Below are 23,960 nucleotides of genomic sequence, written 5' to 3'. Positions count from 1 at the left end.
ACACTAATCGCCTGAAAAGAAGCCGTCAACGCATAAATACGAGCCCTGTGATATTTTCTTAAGATTCACCCCACCCTCTCGATAACTTTATTTCAACCCGGATTTGCTAGCTTCATCAGATAGCTCTTATGAAAGTTGGCGAAATGAACACGGGCGGGGATATTGACGGCAGTGCCGAGATGAAGGGCCGCGGCTTTGTACAGCGCAACCGCACGGAAGGTCATGTCATCCAGTGCGACGGCGAGCGCGCCATCATTGCGGCTTTGTCCGGCCCCTCCTCCACTGCGTCCGATGACTACTGGACCGTCGGTCAGTTGATCTCCATCCAGTCGGGCGGCAACCGCCTGGTTGGCCTCGTCCACAATGTCACCGTGCCCGATAATGCCTGGACGCGCGGCGGCGACAACATCGTCCATGTCCATGTCGAATTTTTTGGGCGAAGTGCGCGGCGAACCCGATGGCCATATGTCGTTCAGCGGCGGCATTTCCAGATATCCCTATCCCGGCGCCATCGCCCACCGTATCCGCGCCTCCGACCTTTCCGCAGTCTATGCCCAGATGGGCCAGACAAGCGTACCCATCGGCGCGCTGACCCAGGACGCCTCCGTCCCGGCCTATGTTTCGGTTGAAGACCTCATCTCGCGCCACTTTGCCGTTGTCGGCACCACGGGCGTGGGCAAATCCAGCGCCGTCATGCTGCTCTTGCGCCGCATCGTCTTGCAACGGCCCGATTTGCGCATCCTGATCCTCGACCCGCACAATGAATTTGCGGGCGCGTTTCCAGACCTCGCCATTGCAGTGGACCAGACCAATATCGAATTGCCGTTCTGGATGCTGCGACTGGACGAATTTGCCGATGTTATTTTTCGCGGCCGCACGCCGGAGCCGACGGAATACGACATATTGCGCGACCTCGTGCAGCTTGCGCGCGAAAAAACCAGTGACAGCGAAACCGGCGGACGCCACAGCCTGCGGCGCAAGCTTTCGGACAGGACGGTCAGCGTCGATACGCCGATTGCCTATCGCCTGCGTGATCTCCTGACGCTGATCGATGACAGGATCGGCCTTCTCGACAGCAAGGCGGAGCGCCCCTATCTGCGCAACCTGAAAGCAAGACTGGAGTCGATCGCCAGCGATCCGCGTTTCCGCTTCATGTTTGCCGTCACCGGCGGGCCGGAAACCATGCGTCAGGCTATCGCGCGCATTTTCCGCATTCCGCATAATGGCAAGCCGATCTGCACCTTCCAGCTTGCGGGCCTCCCGTCCGAAGTGGTGAATGCCGTTGCTTCGGTTCTGTGCCGCCTCTCCTTCGACATCGCCATGTCGAGCGAAGGCAGCCTGCAAACCCTCGTCATCTGCGAGGAAGCGCACCGTTATATTCCAGCCGACAAGGATGCTGGCTTCTGGCCGACGCGGCAGGCGATTGCCCGCATCGCCAAGGAAGGGCGCAAATACGGCTCTTATCTCGGCGTGATCAGCCAGCGCCCCGGCGAGCTGGACGCCACCATTCTTTCGCAGTGCAATTCGATCTTCGCGATGCGTCTCGGCAATGAGCGCGATCAGGAAATCATCAAGGGCGCGCTGCGCGGCGGTGCGCGCAGCATGGCCGGTTTCCTCTCGTCGATTGCCAATCGCGAAGCCATTGCCTTCGGCGAAGCGTTTTCGACACCGATGCGGCTGACCTTCGAAACGGTTCCAGCGCATCAGCTGCCCGGGCGGCGCAAAGCCGAAAGCTTGACATCATCCTTGCAGGTCGATGACAGAATCGCGCTGGATCGTATCGTGGACCGGCTGCGTTCGTTCGAAAACAACGCGCATCCCGGCGCGCCGGAAAAGCCGACCGACGACAGCGATCTATTGAAAAAGCCTTCGACGATCAGCAGGCTTACAACCGTCGCGGCAGCGCCACTTGCAACGGAAAGACCTGCTCCCATCGTCTCGCATAACAGCGAGACAGCCCAAAGCATGAAGAAGCTAGGCGATCTGGTGCGCAATTTCCGCAAGGATTATGAGAGCTGACGGGACGCCTTTAACCACCCGGCATCAGGCGCAGACGCGATTGCGCCCCATATTCTTGGCGGCATAGAGCATCTTGTCAGCGCGACGATAAAGGTCCTTTGACGTTTCGCGCCGGTCCCAGACCGCAAGCCCGATACTGACGGTGACCGTCAGCTTCACATCGCCGAGATCGATTTCCAGCCCGGCAATGGCCTTTCGGATACGATTGGCGAGCTTGATCATCAACTCTGCATCCATATTGGGAGCGAGTACTGCAAATTCTTCGCCGCCAAGCCGCGCAACCACATCGTGATATCGCGTATAATCACGCAGGCAGCGCGCGACTTCCTGCAACACCACGTCGCCAATATCGTGTCCGTGGTTGTCGTTGACCGCCTTGAAGTGATCCAGATCGATAATCATCAGGCCGACGGGCCGCTGGATACGGTCGAACTGGACTAGATATTCCTTCAACGCTTCGTCGAAATAACGACGGTTCTGCATGCCGGTGAGGCTGTCGGTGAGCGCGGCATGTTCGAGCGTCTGCGACCGTTCGGACAAATCCTGCGTGATGATCTGCAATTTGCCGCGATCCAGCGCCTCGGTGCGGATTTGCGGATAGATCAGCAAAAGCCCGCAGACGATGGAGGCAATGAGAACCCAGATCGCCGCATGATTGAGCCGCCCGAGAGAAGTTGCGATTTCGGCAGCGGAGGCATCAAGAGAGGTCGCTTCAAGCAAGCCCAAATCGACATGCACGCGATAAAGCAAAATGCCTATCCCGCACATTAAAATAATCAGAATGAAAAATGCCCGCTCCGATTTATGAAACCGCATGTTTCGCGCCCGCCTCTCCTGTCAGAAGATAGCCTGCTAGTTATTTCGGTGACGTTAATTGAAGTAGTGCTTCATCAGAATTACTTAAAAAATTCCAGCTTGCATCCAGCTGATTGCGAAACCAGGTCGACTGGCGCTTGGCATATTGCCGCGTTGCAATGACGGATCGTTCAATGGCCTCGTCTTCGGTCATGGCGCCATCAAGAAAAGCGGTGATTTCCCGAACGCCGATGGCCTTCATCGCGGGCAGCGCCGGATCAAGCTGCAAAGACAGCAGCGCCTTCACTTCGTCAATTGCGCCATTGTTCCACATCAGTGCGAAGCGCCGCGCGATACGTTCGGAAAGCCAGCCCCGTTCCGGCAAAAGCACAATTTTCCGAGCCGACTGGTCATCCACCAGCACATGGCCCTTGTTTTGCTGCCACTCGCTCAAGGATTTTCCGGTGCTTTCGATCACCTCCAGCGCCCGTACGATGCGCTGGCTATCGGTCGCCTGAAGCGTCGCGGCCATTTGCGGATCGCGTTCCGACAGCGCCCGATGCAGGGTTTCAGCACCTTCTGTTTCCATGCGGGCGCGCCAATGATTGCGCACATCGGGCGCAACTTCCGGCATTTGTGACAAGCCGCCCAGCAGAGCGCGAAAATAAAGCCCGGTTCCGCCGACGAAAATCGGCGTCCGTCCTTCAAGCTTGGGCTGCGCCAGAAGGGATGCCACATCGGCAAACCATTTGCCGGTGGAATAGGACACAGACGGCGAAACATGACCGTAGAGATGATGCTCGGCGGAAGCCAGATCGTCTGCGCCGGGACGCGCCGTCAGCAGATCGAGCACGTCATAAACCTGCATGGAATCGGTGTTTACGATAAAGCCGCCAGTCTCCCTTGCCATATGAACAGCAAGTGCCGACTTGCCGCTGGCCGTCGGGCCAGCTATCAGGATGGCATTCTTGATCGCCTCCTCACTCATCGCAGGAATCGCTCCCTCATGTCCGCATCCGCTTCGCTCATTGCCACTTTGATCGCCAACCCGGCCAAGGCCGCTCTTGTTCCGTCGCTCGGGATTAAAGCGTCAGCGGCAGTGAATGCAACAGGACTTTACTGGCTTGCAGATGGTATTGCCTGCGATATCCCCCTGCCAATCGGCTTGAGCGCCGAAGAAGCTGACGCTGCGCTGCGCGCTACGCTGGATGGCGCACCCGTCGACGTGGTTGTGCAGGAGCAGGATCGTCGCCGCAAGAAAATCCTGATCGCCGACATGGATTCCACCATGATCCAGCAGGAATGCATTGATGAACTGGCCGAAGAGGCAGGCTTGCGCGACCATGTGGCCGCTATCACCGCCCGAGCTATGAATGGTGAAATCGCCTTTGAACCAGCCTTGCGCGAGCGCGTTGCCCTTCTGAAAGGCTTGCCGCTTCAGGTTATCGACAAGGTGATCGCCACCCGCATCACACTCACCCCCGGCGGGCCGGAACTGGTGCGCACCATGCGCAAGCATGGCGCCTATACCGCGCTCGTCTCGGGCGGTTTCACGTCTTTCACCCACCGTATTGCCGAAATGATCGGCTTCAATGAAGACCGCGCCAATCTCCTTCTGGATGATGGCGCCAAGCTGACCGGCGTTGTCGCGGAACCGATTCTTGGTCGCGAAGCCAAGGTGGAACGGCTGGAAGAAATTGCAGACCGTCTTGGGCTGACGCCCGAGGATGCGATTGCGGTCGGCGACGGCGCCAACGATCTCGGCATGATCCAGCTGGCGGGAACCGGCGTTGCCCTGCACGCCAAACCGGCGGTGGCAGCGCAAGCCAAGGTTCGCATCGACCATGGCGACCTGACTGCACTTCTCTACATTCAGGGTTACAGGATAACGGATTTCGTCGAATGATCATTCTGGAAACGCCAAGGCTCATCATTCGAAATTGGGAGGATCGCGACCGCGACCTCTTTCACACGATCAATTCCGACGAAGATGTCATGCATTTCTTCCCGTTCCGGCACGACCGGCAACAGTCGGACGAACTTTTCACCCGGCTGCGCACCATGATTTCGAAAACCGGCCTTGGTTTCTATGCTCTCGAAGAAAAGACAAGCGGTGAATGCATCGGCTTTGCCGGTCTTGCCCGCACCAATCTTGAGCCGCATTTGCCGGATGGAACAGTGGAAATCGGCTGGCGACTAGCCCGCCCTTTCTGGGGAAAGGGCTTTGTGACCGAAGCCGCCAAAGCTCTTCTTGACTACGCCTTCGGTTCTCTGGGCCTGTCTGAGGTGGTTTCTTTCGCCGTACACAACAATGATCGCTCCACGAACGTCATGCAGCGCATTGGCATGGTGCGCGATCCTTCAAGTGATTTCGATCATCCGCGCGTACCGGACGAAACGCCCCAACTGAAACGCCACGTCGTTTATCGCGCTCATGCGACCTGACCGGCGCACCAGCCAGAAGACCATGCCCACTGGAAATTATAGCCACCGAGCCAGCCGGTGACATCGACCACTTCGCCAATGAAATAGAGGCCGGGCACCGACTTGGCCTCCATGGTGCGCGAATCGAGATCGCGTGTATCGACACCGCCCAGCGTCACTTCCGCCGTGCGATAGCCTTCCGATCCGGCGGGCTTGATGCGCCAGTCGTTGACGGCAGCTTCCACACGCCGAAAAAGCTTGTCGGACATATCGGCGAGATGCCCGCTGGCACCGTTTTCCTCGGCGATTGTCTGTGCAAGTTTCTTCGGAAGGTACAGGCCGAGTGCTGTCTGCAGGGCCTGCTTTCCATTTGTCGTGCGCTGCGCACGCAAGGCTTCGAACAGATCCGTACCGGGCAACATGCTGATGCGGATTTCATCGCCCTCTTTCCAGTAGGACGATATCTGCAAAATCGATGGACCACTGATGCCGCGATGCGTGAACAGCATGGCCTCGGCAAAACTCGTCTTGCCGCAGGCCACCACCGCATCGACGGCGATACCGGCCAGCGGCTTCAACCGTTCCAGCGTATTCGGTTCAAAAGTCAGCGGGACCAGCGCCGGGCGTGTCTCGACCAGCCGCAAGCCGAACTGCTCGGCGATGTCGTAGCCGAAGCCGGTTGCGCCCATCTTGGGGATAGATTTGCCACCGCAGGCGACCACCACGGAACGGCATCTGACTGTCGTGCGGATGCCGCCTTCCATCAGCCGCAGCTCAAACCCTTCTCCTAGTATTCTGGCTATACTCTCGACACCGCAGGAGGTTTTCAACCGCGCGCCGTGGCGCTTCATCTCGCCAAGCAGCATGTCGATGATCTGCGTTGCCGACCCATCGCAGAAAAGCTGGCCAAGCGTCTTTTCATGATAGGCAATGCGATGCCTCTCGACCAATGCGATGAAATCGCGCTGCGTATAGCGGCTCAAAGCGGAGATGCAGAAATGCGGATTGCGCGACAGATAGTTTTTCGGGCTGGCGTGGATATTGGTGAAGTTGCACCGCCCGCCCCCGGAGATACGGATTTTCTCACCTGCCGTCCTGGCATGATCGACAACCAGCACGGAACGACCGCGCTTGGCTGCTTCGATGGCGCACATCATCCCGGCTGCGCCCGCGCCTATCACGACAATATCGACAGTTTCCAAACCCGCACCACTCCACCACCCAATCGGGCATTGAATCTCGTTCTCAGCACTTGCCGCTATTTGATTCAAATCGCAAATGAAAACGGCACTGCGGGATGATCCGCAGCGCCGTTCCAGGTTCATTTCGCACAGGCGTTCAGTCGATCCGAACCGTCACAAAACGCAGTTCGCCAGAGCGCGACGCCAGCATGAACAGCGCATTCTTGCGCCCTTCCCGTCGCAGCGCATCAATGCGCTTCTTTACGTCTTCGGGCGCCTTGACCGTGACCTGGTTGATATCGACGATGACATCGCCGGTTTCAACGCGCTTGTCGCCCGCAGCCGAACCCGGAGCGACATAGAGGATCGCCACGCCCTGCACGTCTTCGGCAATCCCGAACTCGCCACGCACATCGTCGTTGAGCGCAGAAAGCCTCATGCCGAGCACGGACGGGCCGGTGGCTTCGCTCTTCTGCTCCTGCTTCGGGGTAGCTGGCGCTTCCTCACCATCCTCACCCTCCGCTCCATCCGGAACCGGCGCCTGATCTTCGGTAGCAGCTTCAGTGCTCTTGTCGTCTTCAACAAGACGACCGAGCTTCACCTTGACGGTCTGTTCCGCACCGTCACGGACAACGACGATTTCCACATCCTTGCCGACCGCGCTTTCGGCCACGAGGCGGGGCAGATCGCGGGCGGTATCCACTGGCTTGCCTTCATAGCGGATAACCACATCGCCAGCCTTCAGCGCCGTATTGTCCACGCCGGAATTCTCGATCAGCCCGGCAATCAGCGCGCCCTTCGGTTCTTTCAAACCAAGACTGTCGGCAATATCCTGCGTCACCGGCTGGATGCGAACGCCGAGCCAGCCGCGCTTGACCTCGCCGAATTCCTTCAGCTGGTTGATCACGCCGACTGCCATTTCAGCCGGAATGGCAAAGCCGATGCCGATGGAGCCGCCGGACGGCGAAATAATCGCCGTGTTGATGCCGATCACCTGGCCGCTCATGTCGAATAGCGGGCCGCCCGAATTGCCGCGATTGATGGCAGCATCCGTCTGGATGAAATCGTCATAGGGGCCGGAATTGATATCGCGCTTGCGCGCCGAAATGATCCCGGCGGTCACGGTTCCGCCAAGCCCGAACGGATTGCCGATGGCCAGAACCCAGTCGCCAATACGCGCCTTGTCGGAATTGCCAAACTGCACGGCCTTGAGCTTGTGCTTGGCCGGATCGACTTTCAGGACAGCCAGATCGGTCTTGATATCCTTGCCGACCAGCTCGGCTTTCAGCTTGGTGCCGTCGTTGAAATTGACTTCAATCTCGTCGGCATCCGCAATGACGTGATTGTTGGTGACGATGAAGCCCTTTTCGGCATCGATGACGAAGCCCGATCCAAGCGACTGCACCTTGCGCGACTCGTCGCTCTGTTCGCCGTCCTTGTTGTTGAAGAAGTCTTTGAAATATTCCTGAAACGGTGAGCCTTCCGGCACTTTCGGCATCGGAACGGGGCCATCGCCCTCGCCGCCATCGTCTTTCACGGTCTGCGAGGTGGAGATATTCACCACCGCATCCAGCAGCCCTTCTGCGAGATCAGCGACAGAACCCGGCCCCTGAATGCCTTTCACGGGAGCGTCCTGAGCAAAGGCAGGCGGCGTTGCGACCGTCAGCGTTCCGGTGACAGCCAGCGCGCCCATTGCCACGGTTGCGAATAGGGTGCGAGCGAATCCCGCCTTCGGTACGATTGCCATAAAGCTCTGCTCCGATCCTGAATATCTACGCAAATAACCTAAAGGTTAGATCGCCGCAAATTAAGGCCTGTTTACGGCCCCGTATAGGCAGAGGGCCATAAATAACGGAACCAGAGGTGCTTATCCCCTGACAAGCCAGACGATGCCGACGCCGATGGCAAGCGCCGCTATACCGGCAATGCGCAACATGCCTTCCGGTGCTTCGCTCGCCTCCCGGGCGAGCTTCTTGGCGAAAAAAGGAAAGCCGCCGTAGAGCAGCCCCTCGATAACGAAGAGAAGTCCTACGGCGGCTAGAAAATCGCTCATGAGAGCTGTTCCCGCACTTTACTGCGAAGGCGTTGCCAGCTTGCCGCCAGCATCACGGAAGAACTTGAAGAACTCCGAATCCGGCGAGAGAACCAGCGTCGTATCCGGCGTTTCGAGCGCTTCGCGATAAGCGGCCATCGAACGATAGAAGGCGAAGAAGCCCGGATCCTTCGATGCGGAGGCTGCGTAGATTTCACTGCGCTGCGCATCGCCCTCACCGCGAAGGATTTCCGATTCCTTGCGCGCTTCGGCAATCGTTTCCACAACCTGACGGTCGGCCACGGCGCGGATACGCTGGGCGGCTTCACGGCCACGGGCACGCAGACGCTCGGCTTCCGCCAGACGTTCCGCCTTCATGCGCTCATAGGTCTGCTGCGAGACTTCTGCCGTCAGATCGGTACGGCGGATACGCACGTCCTGGATGGTCAGGCCGAGCGAAGTCGCATCAGGACGAAGCTGATCGCGCACTTCACGCATCATGTCGCCGCGCTCTTCAGAAAGAGCGGCTTCAAAACCACGCTGACCATAGACACCACGCAGCGATGCATCGAGACGGGTGCGCAAGCGCTGTTCGGCAAGGAGCGTGCTGCCCGAAACCGTTTCACGGAACTTGCGGGCATCGGTGATGCGATAGACGAGGAACGCATCGACGTCATAGAACTTGCCGCCCGAAACCTGAACGCGGATGTCGTCCAGATCGAAACGCAGCAAACGGTCATCGATCATCTGCACCGTATCGGCGTCAAGGAAGCCGAATGGCAACTTGAAGTAGATGCCAGGCTCGGTCTTCACGCTGACGATCTGACCGAAACGAAGAACGATTGCCTGCTGGCGCTCCGAAACGATGAACGTCGCGGAATAAAGCAGGAAGGCGAGGACAGCGATAATGCCGGCAATGATCGGAAGTCTGTTCTGAGCCATTACTGTGCACCTCCGCCGGTCGAGGGGGTCGTGGTCACGGTTGCACCCGGAGTTGCGCCTGCGCGCGGTTGCTGGCGCATCAATTCGTTCAGCGGCAGATAGGGCACGACGTCCTTTCCTGGTTCCACAATGACTTTCTTGGTGCTTTTAAGCACCTGTTCCATGGTTTCGAGGAAGAGACGGTTACGGGTCACTTCCGGGGCTTTTTCATACTGGCCGAGAACCGAGCTGAAACGCTGCGCTTCACCTTCGGCGTCCTGAACGACGCGGTTCTTATAGGCTGCCGCTTCTTCGCGAAGCTGAGCGGCTTCACCGCGGGCCTGACCGAGTTTCTGGTTGGAATACTGGTTCGATTCCTCGATGAATCGATCCTCGTCCTGTTCGGCGCGCTGCACTTCGTCGAAGGCGTCGGCCACTTCACGCGGCGGCGATGCGTCTTCAATCGACACGGCATTGACCTGAATACCGGCCTGGTAGGTGTCGAGTGTCTGCTGCACGATAGCGCGCACGCTTTGCGCAATCTCGGCACGATTGTCGCGGAAAACGTCCTGCGCCGGGCGGCGACCGACGATTTCACGCATCGCGCTTTCCGAAACCTGCTGCACCATCGCATCCGGGCTGTCGACATTGAACAGGTAAGCGCGCGGATCAGAAACGCGATAGAGAACCGAGAACTGGACATTCACGATGTTCTGGTCGCCGGTCAGCATCAGACCCTGCGTCGCAGTACGGGAACCCTGAGCGCCGATATTGATCTGCTTTTCGACGATTTGCGCCTTTTCATAGGTTTCAATCGGCCACCAATGGAAATGCAAGCCAGGTTCGGAAACTTCAGCCTTCGGCTTGCCGAAACGAAGTTCAACCGCCAGTTCATCCGGCTGTACTGTATAGACGGACTGGAAAACCCAGAAGCCGAGCAAGGCCGCGCCGATCAGGAAATAGATCGGGCGATTGCCGCCGCTGCGACCACCGCCGCCGGGGAACACCTGCTTCAGGCGATCCTGGCCTTTGCGCAAAATATCCTCGAGATCAGGTGGCGTATTCTGGCCGCCCCCGCGCGGGCCCTTCGGGCCCTGTCCCCAGGGGCCATTATTATTGTTGTTATTATTGTTGTCACCGCCGCCGCCACCCCATGGGCCGCCGCCGCCATTCTGATTGCTCCAGGGCATCCTCACCTCTAAGCTTCTGTTTCCCGCATCTCCGGCAAAAAACGCCTCAGCGCTTTTAACGGAGATGCTCCCGGAAGACGGGAAAGCAAGGCGCAAACCCCCGTCATCAACTAATGTTACCGTTTTATAGGCATCGGGAGGCGCGCTTTCAACGGAAGCGCAATAAAATTCCTATGTTATGCTTTACGCAACACGCTTTTCGTAAACCATATAGCGGGTCGGATGGCTGTCTTTATCGCCGGCTGGCACGTCTTCCGACGAGACCAGACGCCACCCATCAGACTTAATCTCCGGGAAATGTGTGTCCCCATCGATTGCCGCCAGAACCCGCGTCAGATGCACGCGGTCCGCCAGTGGCAAAGCCTGCGCATAAATCTTGCCGCCGCCAATGATGCAGACCTCGCCAGCGCCGAGCTCTTCGGCAAGCTTGCGCCCAAGCGCAATGCCCTCTTCCAGCGAGCCGACGATATGTACGCCTTCAGCCTGAAAATTCGCATCGCGGGTCACGACGATGTTCGGTCGTCCCGGCAAGGGTCGCCCGATCGACTCCCATGTGCGACGCCCCATGATGACCGGCTTGCCGAGCGTCAGCGCCTTGAAGCGCTTCAAATCCGTCGAAAGCCGCCATGGCATATCGTTGTCGCGCCCGATCACGCCATTCTCGGCTGCAGCCACGATAATCGAAACGACCGGCTTATCCGTGTTCACGCTCTCACTCATACCGCAATCGGCGCCTTGATCGTCGGATCGGCTTCATAGCCTTCCAGCGCAAAATCCTCGTAACGGAAGGCAAACAGGTCCTTCACATCCGGATTGATGCGCATGACCGGCAGCTTTTTCGGCGTGCGCGTCAATTGCAGCCGCGCCTGCTCGAAATGGTTGGAATAAATATGCGCGTCACCCAGCGTATGGATGAATTCGCCGGGCTTGAGGCCCGCCACCTGCGCGATCATCATGGTCAAAAGCGCGTAGGAAGCGATGTTGAACGGCACGCCAAGGAAAATATCCGCCGAGCGCTGATAGAGCTGGCAGGACAGTTTTCCGTCTGCGACATAGAACTGGAACAGGCAATGGCATGGCGGCAGCGCCATTTCATCGACCAGCGCCGGGTTCCAGGCTGATACGATCAGGCGGCGGGAATTCGGATTGCCATGCAACATCTTCATGAGATTGGCGATCTGGTCGATATGGCGACCATCCGGCGCTGGCCAGGAGCGCCACTGATAGCCGTAAACTGGGCCGAGATCGCCCTTATCATCCGCCCATTCATCCCAGATCGAAACGCCGTTTTCCTTGAGATAGGCAATATTGGTATCGCCCTTCAGAAACCACAACAGCTCATAGATGATCGAGCGCAGATGCAGCTTCTTGGTGGTCAGGACCGGAAAGCCCTCCTCCAGATTGAAGCGCATCTGATAGCCGAAAACCGAGCGCGTGCCCGTTCCCGTGCGGTCGCCGCGATCGGTGCCGTTGTCGAGCACATGCTGGAGAAGATCGAGATAGGTGCGCATGGGATGTTCCCGGATAGGGTTTTTCGAGATCGATTCGTTTCGACCCTACTATAAGGAAAAACCCCGGCGCGGGGCACCGGGGTTCGAATTCCACAGGCAATATGCACCGATCAGAGATCGCCGAGTTTGCCGAGCTGCTTTGCCACCAGATAATAGAAGGTCACGCGGTGCTTGTTGCGGTCGCCCTTCATGACTTCGGCGACGTGGTTCACCACTTCTTCTGCCTTGGCGGCATCGGTCACGCCGAGCTTCTTGCCAACCCAGCTGTCGCGCACACGCTTCAGTTCTTCCGGATCGGTCGCCGAAACGAGCGAGGAGTCGCGATTGCGTAGCGCAATGCCCAGATGCTTGACGATCTTCTCGACAACCGCTTCATCGGCGGCGGCATCGTAGCGACGGACATCTGCGAGGTATTCACTCATATATCGGCTCTCCTTCAGTGGGGCACACCGCCCAGTCTAAACCGCAATTCCGGATAGACCGGAAGAAAACTCCAGCCTTTCCAATATATATGCGACCAAGATTGACCAGTGAGAGCAAGCTGTCAACGGCAATTATGAGAAACAACCCATGAGAATGAGCTTTTGTCCTGCAAAGAACAAAATCTAACTTAACATAATCTCGGTATAAAAATTTCTTCACGCATATAACGCCTATTTGATAAAAATTTGAAATCTACTTCCAATTTTACGACAGGTTTTATTATGTTTCGATCCTTATCTATTATCACTGCATTGCATATTTTTCTTTATCCAGCTCATGCCTATTCGGCATCAGCGGACATTTCGCAGAAAGATATTGCGGGTTATATTCAAGATCATAAAAATGAGCAGCTGTTGCTCCTTGAAAAACTGGTCAATATCAACAGTGGAACCGCAAACGCCGACGGCGTGAAACAGATCGGGAATCTTCTGAAACCGGAATTCGAAGCGCTTGGCTTTGATGTTCGATGGCATGATCTTCCGGCAGACTTGAAACATGCGGGCACACTGGTCGCCCGACATACCGGAAACGCGAAGACGCGCATTCTCCTGATCGCGCATCTGGATACGGTGTTTCCGCCAACAAGCAAGTTCCAGCACTTCACCCTTTCTCATGACGGAAAACAGGCAAGCGGCCCCGGCGTCATCGATGACAAGGGCGGGCTGGTCACCATTCTCTATACGATGAAGGCGCTTAAAAACGCCGATGCGCTCAAAAATGCGAATATCACAATCGTCATGACCGGCGACGAGGAACTGGCGGCGCGACCGACGAGCCTCTCCCGGAAAGTTCTGATGGACGCCGCGAAACAAAGCGATATCGCGCTGGGGTTTGAATTTGCACTTGCCCCCGATGAACTGGTCGTCTCCAGACGCGGCCTGTCCGAGTGGTTTCTGACCGCCACCGGAAATGCCGCACATTCCTCGCAGATTTTCCAGCCCAATGTCGGCTTTGGCGCTGTTTATGAAATAGCCAGAGTGATTGATGCATTGCGTATGGAACTAACGAAAACGCCCGATATCACCATGAATGTAGGGCTTCTCCTCGGCGGGCAGCAGGTCCACGAGGATATTGATCAGGGAACCGGGACCGCCAGCGGGCGCAAGACCATCGTTCCGCCCAATGCACTGGCGCATGGCGATCTGCGCTTCATGACGAAGGATGAACGTGACGCGATTGAAGCCTCCCTGCAAAAGATCACAGCGCAGCCGCTTTCCGGGACACACAGCAAGGTCGAGTTTCAGGATATCATGCCAGCAATGCCAGCAACCAACGCCAATTATGCGTTGCTCTTGCAATATAGCGCCATATCGCAGCAACTTGGCGGCCCTGCGCTGAAGGCTGTAGCCCCTGATGAGCGTGGCGGCGCGGATATTTCCTATATCACGCCTTATGTAAAAGCGGGCATTGACGGATTGGGGCCATGGGGTTCGGGCGCACATACCGAGCATGAAACGCTTGAAGTTGCTTCGCTTCCCGAAGCGACGAAACGAGCTGCCCTATTCATATTTCAGAAAATTCAGGAGTAAATTTGCCCCTGACAAATATAACCGCCCCTCTTCCAATATGGATCGACCGCGCCTATATACGTCTCGCTGGCGCAAGCCAGCTATGGTGATAAACGGACGGTGTAATAAACCCATTGGACCCGGGGGCGGTACCCGGCGCCTCCACCAGAACACAGGCTCTATGATTGGTCTGTGCTGTGGCGGGGGCGAAATAGGATCGACAAGGGTGTAAAGATCGCTCTTTTACTCGGCATGATACCACCGTTATCGGGTCAATTGAGTAGTTGCAAATGACAACAAAGCTCAGGGTTATGCTCTCGCTGCCTAATGGCGGTGCGGGAAACCCACTCTAAAGCCCTTAGGGTTAGCACCTTAAGGCGGGGTTCGGAGGCACCTGGCAACAGAAGCCTCCACTTTCCCTCTTCAATTCAGGCTGCTGCTGCTTCCGTATCGAGATCGCTCGCTTTGCGGGAGAGAACGATCTGCGTCAGCACGAATGCGGTCAGCGCACAACCGGCGATTCCGCCGACCATAGGCACAGCCGTTCCGTCGAAGAACGAACCGGTAATGCCAATCGCCAGACCGCCAATCACAAAATGCAGCGTTCCCATCAGCGCCGAAGCCGTACCGGCAATCGCGCCATAATCTTCCAGCGCCAGAACCGCCGTGGTCGGTATAACCAGCCCGAGGAAGCCGTAACCGACGAACAGGAAACTTGCGATCAGCCAGAGCGATTGATGCCCCATCAGTACGGCTGCGAACATAGCGAGCATGGCGGCAGCGAAACCGGATACGGCAAAGCGCATTACACGGCGCAGCCCGAATCGCGCACCCAGCCAACCATTCAGCTGGGAAACGCCGAAGAACGACACCGCATTGGCCGAGAAAGCCAGCGCATATTCGTTCGGGGTCAGACCGTAGTGATCGATGAGCACGAAGGATGAATTGGCCAGATAAACGAAGAACGAGGCAATGCCAAAGCCGCCGACGAAAACCAGCCCTAGGAAATAGCGGTCCTTGAGCAAGCGGCCATAGCCGCGCAGCGCGCTCCCAACGCTGCTTTCAAGCCGCGCTTCACGCGTTCGCGTTTCCTGTTGGGCCGTCGCAAGCAGCACAAGGCCGATAATCGCCGCGACCAGAACAGCCCAGAACACGCCGCGCCAGCCAAAGAAGCTGATAATGACCGAGCCCGTGAGAGGCGCCAGAATCGGCGAAATGGAGAAGACCAGCATCAACAGCGACATCAGCCGCGCCGCTTCGACGCCGGTATGCAGATCACGCACCACAGCGCGCGGAATCACCATGCCCGCCGCAGCACCCAACCCCTGCAGGAAGCGAAACAGCACCAGCACATCAATGTTGGTCGCCAGCGCGGAGCCGACGCTGCCGATGGCGAACAGAATCAGCCCACCGTAAAGCGGGACTTTGCGCCCGACCATGTCCGACAGAGGCCCACAGAAAAGTTGGGCAATCGCCAAGGCGATGAAGAAGGCAAGCAGACTCATCTGCACCGCGCCGGTTTCCGCATGGAGGTCGGCGGCAATCGTCGGCAAGGCAGGGAGATACATGTCGATCGCGAAGGGACCGACGGCGGAAAGAAGACCAAGAACAATCGCATTGCGCACAAGACTCGAAGCCATGGGAGACGCGCTTTCATCAATGTTTCGTGAGGTGCCCGCACCGGTTTCGGATCGCCAACTTCGCTTGGGAGGGTGGATCGCTGGGCTCGCAAAACCGGTACTGGATTGAATAACTCTATGTAACTGCTATGGCTTTTCAGATGATATCCGGGATATACGCGCTTAAACGGGCAAACCAGACTTCTGAAATGACTGTCACAGTCTCTTGTCTAGACGAAATGCCAAAAGGAATTTGACATTGATGTCAAATTAGACACCATTGTCCAAAACGTCAAGTCATCTTATGTTGGGCTTATGAAACCTACTGACATAATCGAAATGGCCGCCCCGCCGGTGAAGCGTAGCACCACCGGAAAAGGGCTGAATGCCGCTGCAAACACTGCCGCCATGAAGCCTGGGCAGTGCATGAAGCGCGATTTCATCCTGTGTTCTGCGGCGCGTGTTTTCTCGCGCGACGGGTTTCAGGGCGCCAGCATCGATCTGATTGCAAACGAGGCCGGCGTTTCGCGCCAGACCATCTATAACCACTACCGCGATAAGGAAGCTTTGCTTGCCGCTGTGGTTGAAGACGCCTTGGACCGCATGAATGCAAGCCTGTTTGCCGTGCTGTCCACTTTTCCACAGAGCGGTGACAATCTTGAGCGGGATCTGACGGCCTTCGCGATCCGCATGAGTCGGAACTGCGTTTACGATCCATCGGGTGCTTTTCTGCGCAAGCTTTTGCAGTCGAGTACGCCCGACATGTCTTTCGCGGGCTATATCTGCAAGACCAAGGGTCCGGCGCAGGCTGTCCCGGCCATTGCCGCGTGCCTGTCCCGTCTGGCGCTGGCGGGACATTTGCGCCTCAATGATCCTGATCTGGCGGCACTGCATTTCATGGCCCTGATCAGCGCCGATACGCAGCTGCACGCCTTGCACGGATGCGCAATCGATGACGACATCATCGAACGCAGCGCCATCAATGGCGTCAGGACATTTCTGCTGGCATTTGGCGGGACCGCTTCGTCGCCGCAAGCTGCCCCTCTCCCCTGACAGATCGAGCAGTGCTGCCGCACTTTCGCGATATATATCATCGTTTCCTGCGAGAACGAACTTGACATCTGCCTGCGAATCCGTGGGATAAGAAACCCATGGTACAGGATCTGATCCGTTACGACATTCTCGCTCAGGAAGCCCTTCGTGGCGTCATCCGCAAGGTTCTTGCGGAGGTGGCCAAGGCTGGCCTGCCGGGCAATCATCATTTCTTTATCACGTTCCTCACCGGAGCGCCGGGCGTGCGTATTTCCACGCGCCTGAAAGAGAAATATCCCGAGCAGATGACAATCGTGTTGCAGCATCAGTTCTGGGACATGAATGTCACCGATCAGCTGTTCGAAGTTGGCCTGTCTTTCGGTGATATTCCCGAAAAGTTGGTGATACCATTCTCGGCAGTGCGTGGTTTCTACGACCCGTCCGTCAATTTCGAACTTGAGTTCGATGTTGCGGCAGTTCAGCCGACCAGCGACAATGACGAAGACCACAATATCGCGCCAATCGAGATGATGCCGGTGGAAACCGCGCCCGAAAAGCCGGAAAAGCCCAAGGCGAAGTCGCGCAAGACTGCTGCTGAAAAGCAGGCAGCAGCCGCGAAAGATAATGCTGAGGGCGAAGATACGCCGAAGCCATCCGCCGACGTGGTATCGCTGGACGCTTTCCGCAAGAAGTAAATCTTCTTCCCAACTTTGCATGATTTCATAAAGGCTTTGGCTGCGCTGCGAGTATGTTGCTGTGGCCAAAAACCGTTCGTATAAAACTGTCGTCAGACAGGGCGTTATTTCATAGTATCGTACTGACCAGACCATTCGTTTTGACTTCGATCAAGGCAACCGAATTTTAAAATGATAGGATAGCGGCCATTACGGCAGTGGAAATCAAGGCGGGAATCTCATGGTCCGTTTGTTAGCGCAGGCAGTTCTCTGGATAAGCGGCGTTATCGCTGCGTTTTTCATCGCGAGCGACGCGCCGAACTTTCCCCTCTGGCAAATGACCATCGGCCTTTTGCTGCTCGTCGCGGTTTCAGTCGCGATCTGGTGGTTCACCAATCCCAAGGAACCGAGACAGTAAGCCAAGCCGACAGCTTGCAGCCCGTCGGAGCGCCGCGTTATAAAAGCGTGTGTCAACGCACTAAGAGCGCATCCCGAAAAGTGTGAAACGGTTTTCGGGTTAGATGCGCGTTAAAACAAAGAATTAGAGCGCCGATCTGATGCAATCAGATCGAAACGCGCTCTAAGCCATCCGAGACATCGACATGAGCGACATCGTCAATCTGCGGCAGTTCAAGAAAAAGAAAGCGCGTGACGCCAAGGAAAAGCAGGCGGATCAAAACCGCATTCTTTTCGGACGAACGAAAGTGGAAAAAGACTTCGCGCGCGAAGAGACCCGCAAGAGCGAACGCTTTCTGGACGTGAATCGCCTGGAGCGCAAAGACGACGCGGATGGTGAGCTTTGAGCACCGGCGGCCTGCGCAAGCACTCGGTCAGCATTCGCGGCCATGCGACCAGCTATACGCTGGAAGACGAATTCTTCGAGATTCTCCACCAGATCGCCGAAATGCGCGGCCAGTCGATTGCATCACTGGTGGCCGAGGTGGACAGCAAGCGTGAGCGCACCACCAACCTCTCATCGGCGCTGCGGCTCCACGTATTGAACTGGCTCAAATCGCAGATACCACCAGCCAGCTGATAGCAAACCGATCAGGGCTGCGGCACGGGTGCGCTCGGTGCTGGCTCCAGACTTTTCAGGAATTCATTCAGCGACTGTCCACCTTGTGGGCTGGCCAACGGCATCGCCGCGCCATTTTCGGCCCCGCCTTCCGGATTGGCTGGCCGCGGCTGCTCCGACTCGCGACGCTTCTTCTCCTCAGCTTGTTTTTCTGCTGCAACCCGTGCCGCCGCTTCGGAACGACGGCGCGTCTCGTCTTCCTGCTGAGCACGTTCACGTTCCGCCGCATCAGCTTCCAATACGCCAAGCTGACGGCGCAGACGCTGCTTTTCCATTAGACTGGCCTGCATGGCCTCGACGCGTTCCTGCTCGCGCTCCAATGCGCGCTGGGTCAGGAACTGCACAAGCGGCTGCCGGTCGAGCTTCACTTCTGGCCGGTCATAGGTTCCGCCGATGGTGAAGGCCACCTGCGGCGCAAGGCCGGTCTGCGCGCCCTCATCACCCTGGAAGGTAAAAGTTCCGCTGCCCCCGACGCCGAGCGTCGAAAGATCGAATTGCAAATCGCTCAACAAAGCTGCGTTGCCGTCCGACAGGTTGGCGGCAGACATCCGCGCCGTACCGCCCGCTACCGTGAATTCGAAACGCGCGTCGCCGGGCGTAAACCGCGCATCCGGGGCGACGGCCTTGTCGGCAATGGCGGCAAACCGCTTCACATCCAGTTTTTCGTCGCCCGCAGGCTGATCGCCAATGCCGTCAGCGGCTGCGACCATGGCAGGCAGCGCCGCACCATCAAGACCAGCGACCGCGAATTTCTCGACATCCACGGTCGCGGTTCCCGCCAGAGAACCGACCAGCGCGGCAGCGTTTTCGCCACTGCCATTCAGCGTCACCGCAGCCTTGACGACACCACCCAGCGGGGCCGAACCATCTTCCAGATGGTAGAAATTGGCGAGGTCCGCACCGCTCCATTTCAGATCGGTCGAAAGCAGCGCATTCTTGTCGCTGTTGCGCAACGACAGGGTGCCGACGAGATAACCCCCTGCCCAGTTTCCGGTCAGTTCGGTGAGGCTCAGACTATCGATCGTCTTTTGCAGCCGCGTCGAAAACTCGGTCGCCGTGCCGAAACCTTGCATATGCGCCTCAGCAACATTCAACTTCACATCGATCAGCAGCGGCAGCGACGGACGAACCGCAAAGGCCCCACGCGGCCAGATGGACTTTTCTGTCGGCTTGGCTGGTTCAAACGCGTCCTGACCGAGCATGATGGCCGCCAGACCATCGACTTCAAGCGAAGCGAGCTTCGCTTCGCCCTTCAATTGCGGCAATCCGCTATCGGCAAAGTTCGCCTCCAGCCGCGCCGAAACATCTTCGCCACCCAACTGGCCAGCAAGATTCGGAAAGCGCAAAATGCCTTTGGCAAACTGGAAATCACTGGAAAGCTCAGCGGAAAGCCCCGCGCCATAACCCGGCAATGCATAGCCCGCTGTCGCGATGAATGGCTGCAGATCGGCTGATTTGACCTGCGCCTTGCCGCTTGCGGCAATATCGTTGCCGATCAGCGAAATCACCCCGTCAGCCGAAGCCGTGCCATCCGGCGCCGTCAGCTTGAGAAGCGTCCGCATTCCGGCGCTTGGCGCGCCCTGCATGGTCAGATCGGCGGTAAGTTCACCGGCAAGGCCCAATGGCAGCGACGGCAGGCCGATCAGCGCCAGCACTGCCTCTCCCTGCTCGGAACTAGCCGTGCCGTTCATCTGCATCTGCAACGGGTCTGCTTCCGTCTCGCCACCGCTGGCCGTTCCCGACAGGTCGAGCTTCATCCCACCGGTCTTGCCAGTGACGCTGAAGGAGAACTCGCCGCTGCCGGGCGAAGTCTTGGGCCTAGTCTCGGCTGGTCGCGCACTTTTACCCTTGGCTGCGCCGTTCTTCACGGGATTGGCTTGCGTTTCCGGCCTGACCGGCGCAACCGCATTGGCGATCACGTTGATCTCGCTGTCTTCAAACAGACCGGGGAAATTGGCCGCGCGCGCCGACAAGGCATGGAACAGCGGCAACTGCGGATAACGGTTCGCGATCAACGCGATAAAGCGGGACAGATCGCCCGAAAGGATCGTCGCGTCGAGCTTGCCCGACGGTGAATTGGCGAAAGGCTCATAGGCGCCGGTTGCCGTCAGCGTCGCATCGGCGACATCGCTGATCATCAGCCGGTCGAAATCGAAGCGTCCATCGTGAAGGCGCATCGCCAGATCGACATTGGCCGCTTCCATATCCTTGAACCGCACAGGCCCGGCCTTGAAGCCGACATTGAGCGTTTGCGCATCGAGAAGCGCCAGCCCCTCGCCGCCGGAGAAGAACGAAACGAAAGCCTGCAAGGCATCGCTCTCCACCGCGCCGCCCTGGAGATTGACGTCGATGGTCGGCTGCGCCGCCCCATTGACCTGCCGCAGCAGGGATCCTTTGAGCCACGTCTTGCCCAGACCGATTTCCAGATCGTCGATGCGCTGCATGCCGTCGCGCAAATCGACCTTGCCGGAGAAGCCGGCCCCGTCGAGCGCGCGGATCGATTCATCCACGGTCTCATTGAGCCAGGTGGCAAGACCGGATGGCTGGCGCGATGCCACCAGCATCTCACCCTTGAAACCGAAATCATCGCCAACCGAAAGCCTGCCCTTGGCCTCGACCTTGGTGCGCCCCGGCAGGTCAGCCGCGAACTGGCGAATATTCCAGTCGCCGCCATCGGGTTCGGCGTTGATCGTTACGGAGCGAATGGTGGTTCCACCGGCAACGACCGCTGGCAAACGAAGGTCAATACGGCCCGGTATGGTCGGGATTGGCAATTGTTCGAGAACGCGGCGCGCAATGGCGATGCGGTCCGTCAGCGGCATGGCGGAAGCAACCTGCTGGTCTTCCGCCGTCTCGCTTGGGCCCCAAAAAATCTGCTGCCCATCGGCGCTGATTTCAAAGCGCGGCACATTGCCGTAATCAATCAGCGCCTTGCCATTGACCACGTAAGGATTGTCGGCTGGCCCCTGCTCCATGCGGAATTCGCTTGCATCGAAGCGGTCGGTATCGGCGGCAAACTTGCCGGTGAGGCGCAGGCCACTGAAAAACGGCTTGTCGGCGGACGCGTCTTTCTGGCTTTTGGCGTTTTGCGCCACCATATCGGAGGAGCGCAGCGAAAAATCGCCCGCATAATTCAACCGGCCGTCCTTGAGGACGATATCGCCATCGGTTTCGAATGCGGCGGGAATAGCTTCCGGCGAAACACGCGCCCGCAATCGCAGAGAACCGTCAGGCTTCGCCTCGCCGCTCGTCAGATCGACGGAAAGCTTGCGGCCCGCAAGGCTAAAACTGCTTTGCGCCTGCCATGGCCCCGCGAGGCTGTTGGCCGACAGCACGGCATTCAGGCCCGTGGCCTCATGAACGCGCCCGCTTGCCAAGTCATGCAGCGTCACGGTGCCGTCGCTGATCGACAGCCGTTCGACCTTGATCTGCGATGGATCGAGCGGCGTGGACGGACGAATGGCCCAATCCACCTTGCCGTCCTTATCCAGCGAGATCGAAACGCGCGGACGCTCGACGCGCATGTCGAAAATCAGCACCTGACCGCGCAGGAAAGGCATCAGTTCCGCATCCATCGAAAACCGGGCGAGCGTCATCACCGGATGCGTTGCATCGGCCCCGACGCGGACATCGGAAAAGGTCACAGATGGAAACGGCAGCAGCCGCGCATTCACATCGCCCGCCACCTTGACAGGACGTCCCAGAATGCGGCTCGCCTCGCGCTCGAAATCGGCCCGATAGCCACTCCAGTCGACAAAAGGCGGCACCACCAGCGCCGCTGTCAAAAGCAGCACCAGAAGCCCGCCGACAATGACGAATATGCGGCCCAAGAAGCAGCTCCGGTCAGTCAGGTGAATTCGGTCAGGCGCGAGACAACAGGTGAATCACGCCATATTTACCAACGCAACATAGTGCATCATCGCACAAAGTGCGAAGCGGTTTTCAGGATTGCGCGGCAACAAAAAACAGCATCGGTTCGGCGACAACAAGGCAAGCTGCCGCCCAACCGATCCAAATAGGTCCGCTCGCTGAATCACCCTCTGAGCCGAGCGGCGCAAAAGGCTGATTTGATTCAGGAAATCAGGATTTTACCGGGGTTCATGATATTGAGCGGATCGAGCGCTTTTTTGATCATGCGCATATAATCGGTCGCTTCACCAAGCTCCATGGCGAGATATTTCATCTTACCCTGACCGATGCCATGTTCGCCCGTACAGGTTCCTTCCATGGCCAGCGCCCGCATCACGAGCCGGTCCATAAAAGCTTCTGCCCGCGCCATTTCTTCCGGGTCTTCCGTATTGAGCAGCAGAAGCAGATGGAAGTTGCCATCCCCCACATGACCGACGATCGGCGCGATGATGTTGCTCTCCGCCAGATCGCGTTCGGTCTCGGTGATACAATCGGCCAGACGCGAAATCGGCACGCAGAGATCGGTCGAAATGCCCTTGCAGCCGGGGCGCAGCAGCGACGAGGCGAAATAGGCGTCATGGCGTGCCCGCCACAGACGGTCACGCTCCTCGGCGTCCTGTGTCCAGTGGAACGGTCCGCCGCCATGTCCGGCGGCGATTTCGCCGAAAATCTCGGCCTGTTCCGCAACGCCGGTTTCCGTGCCGTGGAACTCCACGAACAGATAGGGCTGCGCTTCGTAGGGCAGCTTCGAATAGAGGATCAGCGCTTCCATCTGCAACTTGTTGACCAGCTCGATACGCGCCACCGGCACGCCCATCTGGATCGTATCGATCACCGCGCGACAGGCCGATTCCACATCCGGGAACGGACAGATGCCGCCGGAAATTGCCTGCGGAATGCCCTGAAGCTTCAAGGTCAGCTCCGTAATGATGCCGAGCGTGCCTTCCGCGCCGATCAGCAGGCGGGTGAGGTCATAACCGGCGGCGGTCTTCTTGACGCGCTTGGACGTTTCGATCAGGCGACCATCCGGCATGACGGCTTTCAGCGCCAGAACATTCTCGCGCATGGTGCCATAGCGAACCGCATTTGTGCCGGATGCGCGTGTCGAGGCCATGCCGCCGAGCGTCGCATTGGCGCCTGGATCGATGGGGAAGAACAGGCCGGTATCGCGCAGATATTCGTTAAGTTCCCTACGCGTGACGCCCGGCTCGATGACGCAGTCGAGATCTTCGGCATGGACGGCCAGAATGCGGTTCATATGCGTCAGATCGAGCGATACGCCGCCCGCCGCCGCATTGACCTGACCTTCCAGCGACGAACCAGCGCCGAAAGCCACCAGCGGTACGCGATGTTCGGCGCAAATGCGCACCACATCCTGCACGTCCTGTGTATTCTCAGCGAACACCACGATATCCGGCGCCTGCGTCGGCACATAGCTGGTGGTGTGGCCGTGCTGCTCACGCATGGCCTGCCCGGTCTGCGCCCGCTCGCCAAAACGCTGCTTGAGGATACCGACAACAGCGGCGATCCCCTCTTCATTGCGTGGAAGCGCGATCACATGCTCAAGCGACATTGTTCATTCTCCGG

At 58.0% G+C, this 23,960-nt stretch carries 23 protein-coding genes and 1 other RNA gene; 10 read left to right on the top strand and 14 right to left on the bottom strand.

Annotation, left to right across the window (positions count from 1 at the left end):
* Nucleotides 1-92 precede the first annotated feature (92 nt).
* Nucleotides 93-416 (bottom strand): hypothetical protein, encoded by a 324-nt coding sequence (locus QLQ11_RS01390; protein WP_371835889.1) that lies wholly within the window; start codon nt 414-416, stop codon nt 93-95.
* Here QLQ11_RS01390 and QLQ11_RS01385 point away from each other — a divergent pair.
* Nucleotides 415-2,019: an ATP-binding protein gene (locus QLQ11_RS01385; protein WP_371835888.1), complete on the top strand. Its 1,605-nt coding sequence runs from the start codon at nt 415-417 to the stop codon at nt 2,017-2,019. The genes QLQ11_RS01390 and QLQ11_RS01385 overlap by 2 nt on opposite strands.
* Nucleotides 2,020-2,043: 24 nt before the next feature.
* Here QLQ11_RS01385 and QLQ11_RS01380 read toward each other — a convergent pair whose 3' ends face one another.
* Together QLQ11_RS01380 and miaA are read right to left on the bottom strand one after the other, a co-directional pair.
* Nucleotides 2,044-2,835 carry a GGDEF domain-containing protein gene (locus QLQ11_RS01380; protein WP_109369374.1) on the bottom strand — a complete coding sequence of 264 codons (792 nt, stop codon included), beginning with the start codon at nt 2,833-2,835 and terminating at the stop codon, nt 2,044-2,046.
* Between the two features lie 40 nt (nt 2,836-2,875).
* Nucleotides 2,876-3,802, bottom strand: coding sequence for a tRNA (adenosine(37)-N6)-dimethylallyltransferase MiaA (gene miaA, locus QLQ11_RS01375; protein WP_109369375.1), 927 nt, complete (start codon nt 3,800-3,802; stop codon nt 2,876-2,878).
* An 18-nt stretch (nt 3,803-3,820) separates the two neighbouring features.
* On the opposite strand from miaA, the gene serB reads away from it, so the two are divergent.
* The gene (gene serB, locus QLQ11_RS01370; RefSeq protein WP_109369376.1) at nt 3,821-4,720 is read left to right on the top strand and encodes a phosphoserine phosphatase SerB; all 900 of its coding nucleotides are present in this window, start codon (nt 3,821-3,823) and stop codon (nt 4,718-4,720) included.
* Nucleotides 4,717-5,259, top strand: a complete 543-nt coding sequence (locus QLQ11_RS01365) for a GNAT family N-acetyltransferase (RefSeq protein WP_109369377.1) — start codon at nt 4,717-4,719, stop codon at nt 5,257-5,259. Before serB ends, QLQ11_RS01365 begins: the two co-directional genes overlap by 4 nt.
* On the opposite strand, the gene QLQ11_RS01360 is transcribed toward QLQ11_RS01365, so the two are convergent.
* The 8 genes from QLQ11_RS01360 to QLQ11_RS01325 form a co-directional block, all read right to left on the bottom strand.
* Entirely contained in the window at nt 5,247-6,440 is a 1,194-nt protein-coding gene (locus QLQ11_RS01360) for an NAD(P)/FAD-dependent oxidoreductase (RefSeq protein WP_109369378.1), read from the bottom strand. The genes QLQ11_RS01365 and QLQ11_RS01360 overlap by 13 nt on opposite strands.
* Nucleotides 6,441-6,576: 136 nt before the next feature.
* A complete protein-coding gene (locus QLQ11_RS01355) occupies nt 6,577-8,166 on the bottom strand; it encodes a Do family serine endopeptidase (RefSeq protein ID WP_109369379.1) in 1,590 nt (529 codons plus the stop codon).
* A gap of 120 nt (nt 8,167-8,286) precedes the next feature.
* Nucleotides 8,287-8,472, bottom strand: coding sequence for a DUF2065 domain-containing protein (locus QLQ11_RS01350; RefSeq protein WP_109369380.1), 186 nt, complete (start codon nt 8,470-8,472; stop codon nt 8,287-8,289).
* Between the two features lie 18 nt (nt 8,473-8,490).
* Entirely contained in the window at nt 8,491-9,393 is a 903-nt protein-coding gene (hflC, locus tag QLQ11_RS01345) for a protease modulator HflC (RefSeq protein WP_109369381.1), read from the bottom strand.
* Nucleotides 9,393-10,562 carry an FtsH protease activity modulator HflK gene (gene hflK, locus QLQ11_RS01340; protein WP_235891956.1) on the bottom strand — a complete coding sequence of 390 codons (1,170 nt, stop codon included), beginning with the start codon at nt 10,560-10,562 and terminating at the stop codon, nt 9,393-9,395. The genes hflC and hflK overlap by 1 nt, the downstream gene beginning before the upstream one ends.
* A gap of 183 nt (nt 10,563-10,745) precedes the next feature.
* Nucleotides 10,746-11,195: a dihydrofolate reductase gene (locus QLQ11_RS01335; RefSeq protein ID WP_371831120.1), complete on the bottom strand. Its 450-nt coding sequence runs from the start codon at nt 11,193-11,195 to the stop codon at nt 10,746-10,748.
* An 83-nt stretch (nt 11,196-11,278) separates the two neighbouring features.
* Nucleotides 11,279-12,073, bottom strand: coding sequence for a thymidylate synthase (locus tag QLQ11_RS01330; RefSeq protein ID WP_109369382.1), 795 nt, complete (start codon nt 12,071-12,073; stop codon nt 11,279-11,281).
* 110 nt (nt 12,074-12,183) lie between these two features.
* On the bottom strand, nt 12,184-12,495 hold the full coding sequence (locus tag QLQ11_RS01325) for a DUF2853 family protein (RefSeq protein WP_109369383.1): 312 nt from the start codon (nt 12,493-12,495) through the stop codon (nt 12,184-12,186).
* A 414-nt stretch (nt 12,496-12,909) separates the two neighbouring features.
* On the opposite strand from QLQ11_RS01325, the gene QLQ11_RS01320 reads away from it, so the two are divergent.
* Both QLQ11_RS01320 and ssrA read left to right on the top strand, forming a co-directional pair.
* Entirely contained in the window at nt 12,910-14,085 is a 1,176-nt protein-coding gene (locus QLQ11_RS01320; RefSeq protein ID WP_209445957.1) for a M20 family metallopeptidase, read from the top strand.
* A gap of 26 nt (nt 14,086-14,111) precedes the next feature.
* Nucleotides 14,112-14,479, top strand: a transfer-messenger RNA (tmRNA) gene (ssrA, locus tag QLQ11_RS01315).
* Nucleotides 14,480-14,492: 13 nt separating this feature from the next.
* Here ssrA and QLQ11_RS01310 read toward each other — a convergent pair.
* Nucleotides 14,493-15,704 (bottom strand): multidrug effflux MFS transporter, encoded by a 1,212-nt coding sequence (locus tag QLQ11_RS01310; protein WP_109369385.1) that lies wholly within the window; start codon nt 15,702-15,704, stop codon nt 14,493-14,495.
* A gap of 294 nt (nt 15,705-15,998) precedes the next feature.
* On the opposite strand from QLQ11_RS01310, the gene QLQ11_RS01305 reads away from it, so the two are divergent.
* From QLQ11_RS01305 to QLQ11_RS01285, 5 genes are all read left to right on the top strand, one after another.
* On the top strand, nt 15,999-16,736 hold the full coding sequence (locus tag QLQ11_RS01305) for a TetR/AcrR family transcriptional regulator (protein ID WP_109369386.1): 738 nt from the start codon (nt 15,999-16,001) through the stop codon (nt 16,734-16,736).
* A gap of 98 nt (nt 16,737-16,834) precedes the next feature.
* Complete coding sequence (locus QLQ11_RS01300) at nt 16,835-17,410, top strand: SspB family protein (protein ID WP_109369387.1); 576 nt, start codon at nt 16,835-16,837, stop codon at nt 17,408-17,410.
* A gap of 220 nt (nt 17,411-17,630) precedes the next feature.
* Nucleotides 17,631-17,807 carry a hypothetical protein gene (locus QLQ11_RS01295; protein WP_167836041.1) on the top strand — a complete coding sequence of 59 codons (177 nt, stop codon included), beginning with the start codon at nt 17,631-17,633 and terminating at the stop codon, nt 17,805-17,807.
* A gap of 184 nt (nt 17,808-17,991) precedes the next feature.
* On the top strand, nt 17,992-18,192 hold the full coding sequence (locus tag QLQ11_RS01290; RefSeq protein WP_109369388.1) for a DUF4169 family protein: 201 nt from the start codon (nt 17,992-17,994) through the stop codon (nt 18,190-18,192).
* Nucleotides 18,189-18,425 carry a ribbon-helix-helix domain-containing protein gene (locus QLQ11_RS01285; RefSeq protein ID WP_109369389.1) on the top strand — a complete coding sequence of 79 codons (237 nt, stop codon included), beginning with the start codon at nt 18,189-18,191 and terminating at the stop codon, nt 18,423-18,425. Before QLQ11_RS01290 ends, QLQ11_RS01285 begins: the two co-directional genes overlap by 4 nt.
* An 11-nt stretch (nt 18,426-18,436) precedes the next feature.
* Here the strand turns inward: QLQ11_RS01285 and QLQ11_RS01280 are convergent, their stop codons facing one another.
* Together QLQ11_RS01280 and QLQ11_RS01275 are read right to left on the bottom strand one after the other, a co-directional pair.
* Nucleotides 18,437-22,294: an AsmA family protein gene (locus QLQ11_RS01280; protein WP_371835887.1), complete on the bottom strand. Its 3,858-nt coding sequence runs from the start codon at nt 22,292-22,294 to the stop codon at nt 18,437-18,439.
* 242 nt (nt 22,295-22,536) lie between these two features.
* Nucleotides 22,537-23,946: an FAD-binding oxidoreductase gene (locus QLQ11_RS01275; RefSeq protein ID WP_109369391.1), complete on the bottom strand. Its 1,410-nt coding sequence runs from the start codon at nt 23,944-23,946 to the stop codon at nt 22,537-22,539.
* Nucleotides 23,947-23,960: the final 14 nt, after the last annotated feature.

Origin of the sequence: Ochrobactrum sp. SSR (assembly GCF_030067775.1) — a bacterium.
Lineage (GTDB): Bacteria > Pseudomonadota > Alphaproteobacteria > Rhizobiales > Rhizobiaceae > Brucella > Brucella teleogrylli.
This window is presented reverse-complemented; position numbering and strand designations above follow the sequence as displayed.